This is a genomic window from Methylorubrum sp. POS3 (genome assembly GCF_043352485.1).
GTDB classification, from domain to species: domain Bacteria; phylum Pseudomonadota; class Alphaproteobacteria; order Rhizobiales; family Beijerinckiaceae; genus Methylobacterium; species Methylobacterium suomiense.
The window spans coordinates 64,149-76,587 of record NZ_JAPRBT010000001.1 but is presented as its reverse complement, the minus strand read 5'-3'; the positions used below and the strand labels follow the sequence as shown (position 1 = coordinate 76,587).

Genomic DNA, 12,439 nt, shown 5'->3' with positions numbered 1-12,439 from the left:
CGCCGTCCCCGGTGACGCCGGTCAGATCACCGGCACCCCACGCCCCTTGGCTTTGTCGCCCGGCTCGACATGGATCACCACCACGGCGCCCTCGATCTCGGATTCGATCGCGTCCTCCAGCCGGTCGCAGATCGCGTGCGATTCCTCGACCGTCATTTCCCCCGGAACGACCAGATGGAAGTCGATGAAGGTGGCGCTGCCGGCGTGGCGCGTGCGCACGTCATGCGCCTCCAGGGCACCCTCGCCATGCGTCGAAATGAGAGCGCGGATCCGGCTGATCATTTCGGGTGAGGCCGCCTGATCCATCAGGCCGTTGACGGAATCGCGCACCATGGTCCAGCCGGACCAGAGGATGTTGAGGGCGACGAGGCCCGCCACCACCGGGTCGAGCACGAGTGTCCCCGTGGCGTAGACCAGCCCCACGCCGATCAGCACGCCGCCCGAGGTGACCACGTCGGCGACGATGTGGCGGGCATCCGCGATCAGGGCCGGCGAGCGCAGCGTCCGCCCCTGGCGGAACAACGCGACCGCCCAGGCGGCGTTGATCACCGTGGCAAGACCGTTCACCGCGAGGCCCAGGCCCGGCGCGTCGAGGGGCTTGGGGTCGAGAATGCCGTGATATGCCTCGCGCAGGATCAGCACGGCGGCGACGATGACGAGCGCTCCCTCGATCACCGCGGAGAAATACTCCGCCTTGTGATGGCCGTAGGGATGGTCCTCGTCGGCCGGCTGGGCGGCCACGCGCACCGCCAGGAAGGCGCAGGCCGCCGCCACGACATTGATGATGCTCTCCAGCGCATCCGAATAGAGCGCGAGGCTGCCGGTGAGCCAGTAGGCGACAAATTTCAGCGCCGTCACGACAACGCCAACGGCGGCGCTCGCGAGAGCGGCTTTCTCGGTCCGGGTCATGGCGGGGGGATGTGGCGTGACGGGGTGTCACGCCCTTAGGCCTGACGACCCCGGAAGGCCACGGCAAAGGTCTTAGCCCGGGCTATCGCCGTGAATGTCGGCGGAGGCCGATACCGCGGGGAGGCGACCCCGGGCGATCTCCTTGGCACGGCAGCGTTCCGCCATGTCCCGAGCCCGCTCTGCGCGCCGCGCGTAACCCCGTGCGAGCCAGCCGAAATTCGCCCGTGCGGCGAGATCGTCGAAGCGAGCCGCCTCCTTCAACCAATAGCGAAGGGCCTGCCCATCAAGCGTTTCGGGGAGGGTCCTGGCCGAGTGTGTCATCCGTTCCTCCTCACGCCTCGGGCTCCTCGACGAGGAGCGCCTCGGCGTCGCCGTGAAACGAGCCCGCGCCGCGATGGGGAAGCGGCTGGCCGGGTGTGCCGAAAAGTTCGCTCGGATAGGCTGCGCCGAACCGGCGGCGGGCATCCTCAGGTCCTTCGGCTTTCAAATCGACTTGTTGCGTCCTGCGCAAAGGCCAACGTGGATCGGCAGGATCGCGCGGACGCAGGGCAAACCATTTCATCGGAGGCTCGAACCTCGTCGCAACTAATCGCGAAGCCCCGATCAACGCGCGAGTGAGAAACTGGCTGCATCGCGCCTCACAGATGCGCGAGTCGGACGAGGTAGCGGTTGGCGGCGTCCCAGTCCCCAGCAGGAGCGCTGAGGCCGATATAGCCGTCGGGTCGTACGAGATGCATGCGGTCGTCCGGCGAGGGGCGAATCTCCGGGGCGAGCAAGGTCGGGAAACGAGCGATCAGAGCCTCGCCGTCAGAACCACGCTCCGCGTAGAGCACGAAGAGTGGCGCGTCGCCCGCGCCGGGCGGCGGCCCGCCCGCATACTCGGGTGGCCAACGTCGGCCGGCCCCAGGCCCCTCCGACAGCATGCTGTCGGGATATCCGGTCCCGATCTCGGTCAAGGTGGCGGCGAGCCGATCCCGCACGGCCCGGAAGTCGAACGAGGCCCGGATCGCGAGATTGCGGGCGGCTTGGGCGGAAGGCCGGGACAGCGTCGCGGCAGCCGTCAGCCGGGAGGCATTCCGCAGCACCCTATCCCCCACGGCGGCGCGCTCGGGGCTGTAACTGTCGAGGAGATCCGGTGCGGCGCGGCCCGCCTGCACCAGGGCGAGCTTTCAAGCGAAGTTCACCGCATCCAGCATGCCGGTGTTCATCCCCTGGCCGCCGGCCGGGCTATGAATGTGGGCGGCGTCGCTTGCACCAGGTCGAGGGACGGCTCGGGCGGCTTTCGCGATGGATCGGCCTCGCCCGTTGCCACGATCACCCGTGCACGCCCGCCGGAAAGCGGGAGCAGCACGAGAGGCCCATCCCGATGAAAGGTGACCGCGATTTCGTCGGAGGGCGGCGCGTCCGGCCCCTCGACCCGAACATCGGCGAGCAGCCATTCGCCACTTTCCGCCCGCCCCTCGAAGGCGAAGCCCAAACCGTGACGGACGTGCGAATGCGCCCCGTCGCAGCCGATCAGAAAGGGGGTGGTGATCGCCTCCTCGCGACCATCCGCGTGGCAGAGCCGTACCGTCACCCCATCGGCCTGCTGCGAGAAGCCCGACAAGGTGACCTGCCGTTCCACTGCCACGCCGAAGCCCGCCAGATGCTCTCCCAGCAGCCGTTCGGTCTCGGATTGAGGGATCATGAGAGCGAAAGGGTAGGGACTGGCGATGTCGGTGAAACACGTATGGCCGAGCACTCGCTCGCCGCTGCGCAGGGTGGCGCCCCGGGCGTGCAGGCCGGCATCGAGAAAGGCCCGCGTACAGCCCATCCGATCCATCAATTCGAGCGTGCGCGGCCAGACCACCAGGGCCTTCGAGGTCCGGGTCGGCTCCGGGCTTCGGTCGATCAGGCGCAGGTCGACCCCGTAGCGAGCCAGTTCGCAGGCGAGCATCAGACCGACGGGTCCGGCCCCGACGATGAGGATCTGTTCGAACACCGGTCATCCCCGCGGTCGATGGCACCCCTGATCGTTTGCATGCGCCTAAGGCCGATCCGGATCAACGGGCATTTGCCTCCCGGCCGCATCCGCGGCAAAGCCGCTGCATGCGCGTGGACCTGTTCGACTTCGATCTTCCCGAGGAGCGGATCGCGCTGCGCCCGGCGAGCCCGCGCGACGCGAGCCGCCTGCTCGTGGTGCGGCCGGGCGAAAACCTGCTCGATCGCGGCGTGCGCGATCTGGCCGGCCTGCTCACACCCGGCGACGTGCTGGTCTTTAACGACACGCGGGTCATCCCGGCCCGTCTTGCGGGCCTGCGGCATCGCCCCGGCGGCACCGGGCAGCGCTGTGAAGCGATGCTGCATTTGCGCGAGGCGCCCGATCGTTGGCGCGCTTTCGCCCGACCGGCCAAGCGCCTCGCCATCGGCGACCGTATCCGGTTCGGCCCCGAGGGGGAGGGGGCCGGCGAGGTCTGCGGCATGACAGGGCTCGAGGCCGTTGTCGAAGCCAAAGGGGAGGGCGGCGAGATCACCCTGCGCTTCGATCTCGCCGGCCCCACCCTCGACGAGGCCATCATGGCGCTCGGTGCCCTGCCGCTGCCGCCCTACATCGCGGGAAAGCGCGCCACCGACGCGCAGGACGCGACCGACTATCAGACCGTCTATGCCCGTGAACCCGGCGCCGTGGCGGCGCCGACCGCCGGCCTGCACTTTTCGTCTGCCTTACTGGCAGCGATCGACGCCGCCGGGATCGGACGGGCCCATGTCACCCTGCATGTCGGGGCCGGGACCTTCCTTCCGGTCAAAGCGGACGACACCGCCAATCACCGCATGCACGCGGAAATCGGCACCATCGATACCGAGACGGCCGCACGGCTCAATGCCGTGCGCGCCAGCGGCCGGCGGGTCGTCGCGATCGGCACCACGGCGTTGCGGCTTCTGGAAAGCGCAGCGGATCCCGACGGCACGATCCACCCGTTCGCCGGCGCCACCGAGATCTTCATCACGCCCGGCTACCGCTTCCGCGCGGTTGACGCGCTCGTGACGAACTTCCATCTGCCGCGCTCCACCCTGTTCATGCTGGTGAGCGCCTTCGCGGGCCTGGAGACGATGCGCGCGGCCTATGCGCACGCGATTCGAGACGGCTATCGCTTCTACTCCTACGGGGATGCGAGCCTGCTGTTTCCGGATAAGACCAGTGATCCCCGTCCGATTGATCGCGCCTACGACACCGGCGATTGATACCGGCGCGTGCGTCTCGATCGCCGGACCAGTCCCGATGCCAGCGCCTCCAGGGCCATACACCGTCCGTCCCCTACGCCGTCTCTCAACGACGCGACATCCGTTTCGGCCGAAAGCGCGCTAAACCACGAACCGATGACAGATCCGCTCACGACCAGCCCTGAATTCCGCTTCGCGGTACATGCCCGCGACGGCCAAGCCCGCACGGGCGCCATCACGATGCCGCGGGGGACCATCCGCACGCCCGCCTTCATGCCGGTCGGCACCGCCGCGACCGTCAAGGCCATGTATCCGGAGCAAGTGCGTGAACTCGGCGCCGACGTCGTACTCGGCAACACCTATCACCTCATGTTGCGCCCCGGCCCCGAGCGGATGGCCCGTCTTGGCGGCCTGCACCGCTTCATGCGCTGGAACGGCCCGATCCTGACCGATTCCGGCGGCTTCCAGGTGATGTCCCTCTCGGCGCTGCGGAAGATCGACAAGGACGGCGTGACCTTCCGCTCCCATGTCGACGGCTCCGCTCACCGGATGAGCCCGGAGCGCTCCATCGAGATTCAAGGGTGTCTCGGCTCCGACATCCAGATGCAGCTCGACGAATGCGTGCGGCTTCCGGCCGACCGCGCCACCATCGAGAAAGCGATGCAGCTGTCGCTGCGCTGGGCCGAGCGCTGCCGGACCGCCTTCGGCGAGCAACCGGGCAAGGCCATGTTCGGCATCGTCCAGGGCGGTGATCTGCCCGATCTGCGCGTCGAGAGCGCCCGCGCGCTCACCGGTCTCGACCTCAAGGGCTACGCGATCGGCGGCCTCGCGGTCGGCGAACCGCAGGCGGTGATGCTGGCCATGATCGAAACGGTGGAGCCGCATTTGCCGACGGGCAAGCCGCGCTACCTGATGGGTGTCGGGACGCCCGACGACCTGATGCAATCGGTGATGCGCGGCATCGACATGTTCGATTGCGTGATGCCGACCCGGGCGGGACGTCACGGCCTCGCCTATACACGGCACGGCCGCATCAACCTGCGCAACGCCCGCCACGCCGAGGATGTGCGCCCGCTCGACGAAGCGTCCGACTGCCCGGCGGCGCGCGACTATACCCGCGCCTATCTCCATCACCTCGTCCGTTCGGACGAGATCCTGGGGATGATGCTGCTGACGTGGAACAACCTCGCCTATTACCAGGCCCTGATGGCCGGCATGCGGGCGGCGATCGCCGAAGGTCGGCTCGCGGACTTCATCGGCGCGACCAAGGAGGGCTGGGCCCGTGCCGAAGCCGCCGAGAAGGCCTGACGCTCAGCGCAGGTCGGCGCGCTTCTGCGCCTTGGTGTAGCTCGTGATCGCCGCCTGGCAGCCCGGCGAGAGCTTGGCCTTGTTGGTCTTGAAGCAGGCGCGCACCTCGGGACCGTCGGGGGCGAGATCGCCGCAGAAGCTGAGATAGTCGCCGGTGCAGTGCTGCCGCAGGGCATCGCGGTCGGCCGGCTGGCCCGGTGCAGGAGCGGCCCAAGCCGCGCCGGTGGTGAGAACGAGGGCGAAGAGGGTACGTCCAATCATCAAGTCGTCTCCTGCGCCCGGTCTGGCCGGGCGGCGAGGGTAGACCTGCCGATCTGGACGAGAGTGCGGCCATTGCATGGCCAGACCTTCGAAGACCCAACGGCATGCCAAGAACGCCGGCTGCTCGGCTCGCTCTCTGCTCCGAGGGGCTGCATGACAGGGCGTGTCGGAAGCCTGCTTGGGATGACGCTCGCTGCGTGTTGACCCTCCCGCCGCGACCCCCTATTGCGAGCCACACGCACCGCCCACCGCCGCCCCGCGAGGCAGCCTCGGGTCCGCCGTGCGAGCGCGTAGCTCAGTTGGTAGAGCAACGGACTTTTAATCTGTAGGTCCTGGGTTCGAGTCCCAGCGCGCTCACCATCTCACTGAAACTTGCTGGACGATCCCACTCTCCGGCCACGAGGGATCACGGCATTGCGGGCACTGATCGGAATGACGAAGGTCTCTGCCCTTTGTCGTCATGCTGATCAGGGTCGTTGAGAGCGGCTGTCATCGCCGCTGAGAGGGAGCATCGCGCCCGGCAGTGCGGCGGCGCTCCTGTTCCGCCTCATTGAGTATGACCTTCACCGCGGCACCGACGCTCACCAGGATATCTGCTCGCGTACGACGTTGGCCGATGGTCGGAAGATCGACCCATACACTGCTTTCAGAGTCAGTTGCGTGAATAAAGCCCTCGCTGTCGCGCGACGGTCGCTCAAACACGCCAGCTGATCGTATCGGCAGGATCAATTTAATCCTGCCGATACTACCGAGAGCTACGCAACGATTGTCCAGCCCGAATCGATCGAACCGATATTGGGCGCGGCGGCGACCCGCCCGGTCGCGTCGAGCAGCCATTCGTTGACGTGCCCGGCCGTATCCCGCCACATCAGATCGACCGTGCCATCTCCGTTGTAATCGCCCGTACCGATGAGGGTCCACTCAGCCCCAATGGTTCCGATGTTCGGCGCGGATGAAACCTTTCCGGTTGCGTCGAGCAGCCACTCGTTCACATGCCCGGCCGAGTCCCGCCACATGAGATCGGCGACGCGGTCGCCGTTGAAATCGCCTGTCCCAATCAACGTCCATTCGGCGCCGATCGTGCCGATATTGGGAGCAGAGACCACCTGACCGTTGCTGTTCAACAGCCAGGCATTCACGTGACCCGCTGTATCTTGCCACAGGATATCGGCCCTGCCGTCGCCGTTGAAATCAGCGATGGCCTTCTTCTGCCATTCCGCGCTGATGGTGCCGATATTGGGCGCAAACGCGACAGCGCCGTCGCTGTTCAGCTGCCACTCGTTGACGTGGCCCGCGCTATCCCGCCAAAGGATGTCGGATGTCCCATCGCCGTTGAAATCGCCGAGACCCTGGAAGGTCCATTCGGCACCGATCGTGCCGATATTGGGTGCAACGGCGACTTGACCATGCGTGTCGAGGAGCCACCCATTGATATGGCCCGCTCCATCACGATACAGAATGTCGCCAGTGCCGTCGCCGTTCATATCCCCGATCCCTTGCGCAACCCATTCGGAACCGATCGTTCCGATATTGGGCGCTGCGGAGATTTGTCCGCCGCTTCCGATCAGCCATTGGTTGATATGACCGCTGGCATCTCGCCACAGCAGATCTGAAGTCCCATCGAAATTGAAATCCTTGGCGACGTACGGCGAACCATCATTGACGCTATAACCAAGATCTCGCATGATAGCGATGTCGAGACTGGATATGTCATATCGGGTCTGGTAATAAAAATAGATGCCATTCATTAAATCCTGACCACCATGCTCGTGGTCACTATTGAATAAATGAAAATATTGCTGGCCGTTGTTTAGCGTCGTGACCGGCACGGGCCCGCCCCAATTCTTTTGAGCGTAGTACCCGGTGAAATATGCACTTCCGTTCTGATTTATCGAAACAAGTTGGTCCCAGGGCGTCGCGTAGCCGGGAAGAGAGCCTGAATTCGTGTCACGATAGCCGGAGACCCCCAACCCATGTGCGATTTCATGCATGAAGACACTGAGGCCATCAACTTTATCGGCCGGCGCTGCCGTGTTGGGGTCCAGCCAAAGTGTATTGAGATAGGCCGGATCGACATTGATCATGAGATCGGGGGATGATCCATTGGAATCCCGCGAGGTCCGCATTTCATAGGACGTATTCGGCTCATATATTTTCCGATCACCCTCTGTTCCGACATAGACGACAGAGGCGGGGCCACCGCTCGCCCGACCACTTAAAGTGCTCGATACGTTAACTTGTATATCCAGCACGCCGAAGCCACGAATGTATCGCGACCATTGCTCAGCAGCTGCCGCTACGGCGTTGTACAGAGCACCGTCCTGCGCCGATTTGGACGGATCATTCAGTGTGACTGTATATCGGAAGCTCATTGCTCTAACCTTATTCCAGACGCTATACGATCACTTCAAATTGAGCACTGAATGCCGCCACAACACGCGACGATACACTGACGACCAAAGCACTCATGTTTGACCCACTCTTCGCTGGGCAGTATCACAGGCTTTCGCAACAGGCTAAAAATCTCGTAACCGAAAATAATTTTCAATTTATTGATCGACCCGCCTCGATCACCCGCCCTCCGGACGACGAGCTTCGAGCATGGCGCTACCGCAACTACAGGTAGATTTGCGTCGAATACCTCATACGTACGTCTCGCGTCAGCGATAAGACGTACTCGAATACAGGTGATTATGAAGCCGGAACCTGAAATTCAAATTGTATTCGGTGATGCGCCTAAAGCTTTCGGAATTATCACCCGTCTAACCGAATTTCACGAAATCGCCATTGGGACTGGCGCGGTCCACCCTGATATCCAGGCTCGTCCTGAAAGCGTAACAGCGAGAAGGGAGCGCATCGGCGTATGCCGATGCCACTGCAGAACCTGCATGGCTTGGAGGCGACGACAGGGGCACGCGGAGGATCGGAGAAGACACGATCCAGCGTGCAACGCCGCAGGCCATCGTCGTGGCCTTCCAGTGACACCCGCTTCTACAGTTGAAGACCTTTACGCAGCCCTGTGTTCACCCGTCGTGATGCTTGAGAATTCGTCGGAGATGACCTCGTGCACACGCCTCAACCAATTTTCCGCGATGCTCGCTCTTTCCTCGGCTGCAGTCGCCCGCTCTTCGGCCGCGCGGATCCGCAATTCTGCCTCAGCCTCGATTTTGGCAACTTTTGCCTCGGCCGCGCGCACTCTCTCACCGGCGCGCTTGATGTCCTCGCGAACGCGCTCCAGCAGCTCCTGAACCCTGTGCTCCTGCTCCTGCGCTTGCGCTTCTGTTTCGCGCGCATGAGCGGCCGCAGCTCGCACTCGGTCGATCAGGCCGGTCCAATCCTGGAATGACGGAAGGGGCTCTGAACTCGAAAGGGGATTTTGCTCGAGGCTCGCGTGGACGATGCGCAATATGTTGGGAAGCGTGGCACTCGGTTCTGAGATTGCCGCCAACTCCGCCATAGCGGGCGACGTCTCAAGCGCGTTGACTTGCTCTTCGGGGCGAATCTTGAACGAGGGATCCCACCGCATCTTCTTCGTCAGGTCCATCGGGAGCGTCTTCCAGCGAGACATGTTGCCAAGTGGGCCCGTATGGGCAACCACGGGATCCGCGGCATCAGTCTCGTTAACCAATCCGTTCGCACAAGAAAATTGTGCACTCGATCACGTGATACCGTGAGATTGGAACAAGATGTGTCTCTTGAGACACGTTTTCCGTTAACAAATGGTTAACATATAACAAACTTGAATTAAGAGATTTGTGTAGCTTGCACAAAACCGCTCTGCACAACTAAGCGCGCAAGTCCGACTATACGATGTATGATAAATACAATTTTCAGCGTACCTAGCGACAGCTGGCCTGCAACCCCGCACGGAGCGTGACGGACGGGTCTAGGTCGACTTGACAACTCGAAAAAAGTGATACTAAGAAAAGAAGAGACACCTATCTGCGAGAAATTGTGCTTAAATCGCCGGACGCAGTATTGCAAATCAAGCGAAATGCGTTCGGTATACCTATCGTCATGTAGAAATTTATTATGGAGGCCAAGAAGCAGCAGGAGACGCGTTGCTCAATCCATTCGAAAGTGCATTGCAACGCTTAGTGCGGGCGCCGATCGCCAGACAAGTGCGGCAAATGGATATGAGCCAATCCATCAAAGCCGCATACGATATCAGGGTTACCCGTGCCAGTTATGAAACGTACACCCCAGATTGATGTGCACCAATTCAGCGGAAGTACCAAAGAAGTAAAAGACCGATCGCTTGTAGGGTGCACATTCCAAACAATGCAACGATCCACTTGTACAATTCAGCGGAGTTATCCCGTAGAACCAGCACATCCCGTTCGATAATTCGAATATGATGGGAGTTGGTATTCTCATATTTCTTGATTTGCTGCCATTCGTTTTGAAGCTCGCGATGCCCCTGTTTTGCTGGGGGCTCATTATTCGCTGATTGCGGCATGGCAAACTGGGACAGCGGCCCCGATTCTGTAGCGTCAGCGACAAGACGGCGAGCGCCGCCATCGCGCGCACGGATCCAATGTTCCTGGCTGTTCATTGCGCCTACCTCTCGGAGGGCCGCGCGCGCGGCCCGCTGCATCCTCGATCACGATCGCAGTCCGCTGGTCGAACTGCGCAGCACGGCCCAGCGCACGGCCATCATTCCGGTCGGCCAGTTGCGTCCTTTCATCTCAATGCATGTTTCGCGCCTGTTTTAGGCACCCGGACGAACAATCGTGTGACCAGCGAATAAGGGAGCCAGTGAAAGGCAGAAGCCGACCTCCTGCCGAACTGTCGCCCGGACTTTCGCCCGACGGTTCGACGCTTAAGGAGGTAGAGAACGCAGCCAGCCAGCTTCAGCGCAGCAGGGTTGCCCGTCGCAGAGATGAGCGAATACCGACTGGCAACCAATTTGTGGTAACTCGAGCCTCCAACGGAGGCAGTATGTTGCGTTGTTTGAGCTACCTGCTCGTGCTGGTCGCCCTGACCGCCGGTGATGTGACGGCACAGGAATCGGCCATCCCCAGTGATCGTGCGACGTATGTCGGAATGGTCCGGCGGGCGGCGACCGAGCGCGGTTTGCCGCCGGATCTCGCCGAGGCGGTTGCGCAGATCGAGAGTTCGTACGACCCGCGGGTTGTGGGTACGGTCGGCGAGGTCGGCCTCATGCAGGTCCGCCATCCCACGGCTCAGATGCTGGGTTTCAAGGGCACGATTGCAGAGCTCGCACGGCCATCGGAGAATGTCCGCTACGGGGTCGCGTATTTGGCAGGTGCTTGGGGGCTGGCACGCGGTGACGTGTGTCGCGCCCTGATGAAGTACCGCGCTGGCCACAAGGCGGAAACGATGACGCCCCTCTCTGTCACGTATTGTCAGAGAGCACGGGCTTATCTCGCGGAAATCGGATCGACGCTGGCGAGCGGCGTCGGACCCGCACCTGTAGCGGCCGTGGCTCGCCCGACCGTGGAGCCTGCGGGTCCGGTTCGCATGCCGAGCTGCCAGCGAGGAACGCCGGCCTGTAGTAAGCTGTTCTGGGCAGCGCATGAGGCACGCGTCCGCCGCATCGTCGCGCAACTGCAATCGGGTCGACGGTCAGGAGGCTGAGAGCACTCGATCCGCGAGCCGGATACCGCGCTCATCGACGGATGGGTTCGGCAACAATATGCCCCCACGGCAACTGCGCTGGATCATGATGGAACCCGCCGAAGCAAAAGAACCCAGCTGATCGCAGCATCGAGGGGCGCCTGAAGGGCGCCCCAGGATCACGGGCCTAAAGCGGTATGAGGTGGCGCCTAGGCCGCCTTGCCGCGCCCGCTGCCGCGCTCCTTGCTTCCGGCTTTGGCGGTCTCGCTCTCGGCCTGGTCGCTTTCTGACAGATCGCCCTCGACATTGATGCGCTCGGCAATCTCGCTCAGAAGCGCGTCGGTCTTCTTTTCCTCTTGCAGGGTTTGGTCGAGCAACTTGGCCGCATCCGCATAGCCGAGCTGTTTCGCCCAGGTCTTGAGGGTACCGTAACGGGCAATCTCGTAATGCTCGATCGCCTGAGCACACGCCGCGAGCACCGCGTCCGACGCCGGGCTATCGGCAAACTCCTCAAGATCCTCTTCCATTTCAGAGGTCAGCCCTTGCATGGCTTCGCAGGTCTTGGCCCGGGCAGACTTCCCGATGATTTCGAACACCTGCTGGAGCCGTTCCACTTGATCGGCACTTTCCTCAGCATGGGTTTCGAACGCTTGCCGCAGCTCATCGTTTTCCGCTGCTTTGGCAGATTTTTTGAGCGCCTTTACCGACTGCCTTTCAGCATAGTAGACGTCTTTCAGCATTTCATAAAAAGCATCCTGCAAGCTCTTTTGCTTAGCGGCCATGTCTATTTGTCCTATAAAGAGAATTGAATAAAGCTGCAGGAGAGCGCTCACCGGCAGACGACGCCTTGAGAACCGGCCGAAGACGGTTCGGGTCCGTAAATTTGTCGAGGAAAAGCTGAAAAATTCGAGGAATTTTATAGGTCGACTCAGCCAGCTTGCCGTCTCGCACCTCGTTTCAAGGCAAAGGCGAGCCGAATTGCTTCATGTGGCACCATCGCGGGGAACGTTCGCGCACAACGCAATGGGTCGGGTCAGCCCCACCGAGTGCCCGACGCGCATAGGGCTCATTTCCTCGTTGACCGGGCCCCCTCACACCGCCCAATCGGTGACCGCGGCTTGCATGGCGAAGCCGCCAGGAGGCCGCCTTGACCGAGCAGAACGCGTGCTGCGGCTACGCG

General features: G+C 62.7%; 11 protein-coding genes, 1 tRNA gene and 1 pseudogene. 4 read left to right on the top strand and 9 right to left on the bottom strand.

Annotated elements, in window-relative coordinates:
* Positions 1 to 21 precede the first annotated feature (21 nt).
* The 4 genes and pseudogenes from OWC43_RS00390 to OWC43_RS00375 all read right to left on the bottom strand — a co-directional run bounded on the left by OWC43_RS00390 (position 22) and on the right by OWC43_RS00375 (position 2,845).
* Positions 22 to 909, bottom strand: a complete 888-nt coding sequence (locus OWC43_RS00390) for a cation diffusion facilitator family transporter (protein ID WP_393955280.1) — start codon at positions 907 to 909, stop codon at positions 22 to 24.
* A 72-nt stretch (positions 910 to 981) separates the two neighbouring features.
* Positions 982 to 1,230, bottom strand: coding sequence for a hypothetical protein (locus OWC43_RS00385; protein ID WP_393955279.1), 249 nt, complete (start codon positions 1,228 to 1,230; stop codon positions 982 to 984).
* 10 nt (positions 1,231 to 1,240) lie between these two features.
* A complete protein-coding gene (locus OWC43_RS00380) occupies positions 1,241 to 1,396 on the bottom strand; it encodes a hypothetical protein (RefSeq protein WP_393955278.1) in 156 nt (51 codons plus the stop codon).
* 151 nt (positions 1,397 to 1,547) lie between these two features.
* A pseudogene (locus tag OWC43_RS00375) lies at positions 1,548 to 2,845 on the bottom strand (FAD-dependent monooxygenase).
* Positions 2,846 to 2,997: 152 nt separating this feature from the next.
* On the opposite strand from OWC43_RS00375, the gene queA reads away from it, so the two are divergent.
* Entirely contained in the window at positions 2,998 to 4,131 is a 1,134-nt protein-coding gene (gene queA / locus OWC43_RS00370) for a tRNA preQ1(34) S-adenosylmethionine ribosyltransferase-isomerase QueA (protein WP_393955277.1), read from the top strand.
* Between the two features lie 135 nt (positions 4,132 to 4,266).
* Positions 4,267 to 5,418, top strand: a complete 1,152-nt coding sequence (tgt, locus tag OWC43_RS00365) for a tRNA guanosine(34) transglycosylase Tgt (protein WP_393955276.1) — start codon at positions 4,267 to 4,269, stop codon at positions 5,416 to 5,418.
* 3 nt (positions 5,419 to 5,421) lie between these two features.
* Here tgt and OWC43_RS00360 read toward each other — a convergent pair whose 3' ends face one another.
* Positions 5,422 to 5,679 (bottom strand): hypothetical protein, encoded by a 258-nt coding sequence (locus OWC43_RS00360; RefSeq protein ID WP_137827313.1) that lies wholly within the window; start codon positions 5,677 to 5,679, stop codon positions 5,422 to 5,424.
* Positions 5,680 to 5,963: 284 nt separating this feature from the next.
* Here OWC43_RS00360 and OWC43_RS00355 point away from each other — a divergent pair.
* Positions 5,964 to 6,039: transfer RNA gene (locus OWC43_RS00355), tRNA-Lys, on the top strand.
* Between the two features lie 395 nt (positions 6,040 to 6,434).
* On the opposite strand, the gene OWC43_RS00350 is transcribed toward OWC43_RS00355, so the two are convergent.
* From OWC43_RS00350 to OWC43_RS00340, 3 genes are all read right to left on the bottom strand, one after another.
* Positions 6,435 to 8,051 (bottom strand): FG-GAP repeat domain-containing protein, encoded by a 1,617-nt coding sequence (locus OWC43_RS00350; protein WP_393955275.1) that lies wholly within the window; start codon positions 8,049 to 8,051, stop codon positions 6,435 to 6,437.
* A gap of 635 nt (positions 8,052 to 8,686) precedes the next feature.
* The gene (locus OWC43_RS00345; RefSeq protein WP_393955274.1) at positions 8,687 to 9,223 is read right to left on the bottom strand and encodes a hypothetical protein; all 537 of its coding nucleotides are present in this window, start codon (positions 9,221 to 9,223) and stop codon (positions 8,687 to 8,689) included.
* Positions 9,224 to 9,901: 678 nt separating this feature from the next.
* Positions 9,902 to 10,234: a hypothetical protein gene (locus tag OWC43_RS00340; RefSeq protein WP_393955273.1), complete on the bottom strand. Its 333-nt coding sequence runs from the start codon at positions 10,232 to 10,234 to the stop codon at positions 9,902 to 9,904.
* Between the two features lie 398 nt (positions 10,235 to 10,632).
* Between OWC43_RS00340 and OWC43_RS00335 the strand changes: the two genes are divergently transcribed.
* On the top strand, positions 10,633 to 11,280 hold the full coding sequence (locus OWC43_RS00335; protein ID WP_393955272.1) for a lytic transglycosylase domain-containing protein: 648 nt from the start codon (positions 10,633 to 10,635) through the stop codon (positions 11,278 to 11,280).
* Between the two features lie 188 nt (positions 11,281 to 11,468).
* On the opposite strand, the gene OWC43_RS00330 is transcribed toward OWC43_RS00335, so the two are convergent.
* A complete protein-coding gene (locus tag OWC43_RS00330) occupies positions 11,469 to 12,041 on the bottom strand; it encodes a ferritin-like domain-containing protein (RefSeq protein ID WP_393955271.1) in 573 nt (190 codons plus the stop codon).
* Positions 12,042 to 12,439 lie beyond the last annotated feature (398 nt).

Bases quoted from the DNA above. Each gene is read 5' to 3' on its own strand.
- OWC43_RS00390 (WP_393955280.1), bottom strand. From the start codon at position 909: ATGACCCGGACCGAGAAAGCCGCTCTCGCGAGCGCCGCCGTTGGCGTT.
- OWC43_RS00385 (WP_393955279.1), bottom strand. From the start codon at position 1,230: ATGACACACTCGGCCAGGACCCTCCCCGAAACGCTTGATGGGCAGGCC.
- queA (WP_393955277.1), top strand. From the start codon at position 2,998: ATGCGCGTGGACCTGTTCGACTTCGATCTTCCCGAGGAGCGGATCGCG.
- tgt (WP_393955276.1), top strand. From the start codon at position 4,267: ATGACAGATCCGCTCACGACCAGCCCTGAATTCCGCTTCGCGGTACAT.
- OWC43_RS00360 (WP_137827313.1), bottom strand. From the start codon at position 5,679: ATGATTGGACGTACCCTCTTCGCCCTCGTTCTCACCACCGGCGCGGCT.
- OWC43_RS00350 (WP_393955275.1), bottom strand. From the start codon at position 8,051: ATGAGCTTCCGATATACAGTCACACTGAATGATCCGTCCAAATCGGCG.
- OWC43_RS00345 (WP_393955274.1), bottom strand. From the start codon at position 9,223: ATGGACCTGACGAAGAAGATGCGGTGGGATCCCTCGTTCAAGATTCGC.
- OWC43_RS00340 (WP_393955273.1), bottom strand. From the start codon at position 10,234: ATGAACAGCCAGGAACATTGGATCCGTGCGCGCGATGGCGGCGCTCGC.
- OWC43_RS00330 (WP_393955271.1), bottom strand. From the start codon at position 12,041: ATGGCCGCTAAGCAAAAGAGCTTGCAGGATGCTTTTTATGAAATGCTG.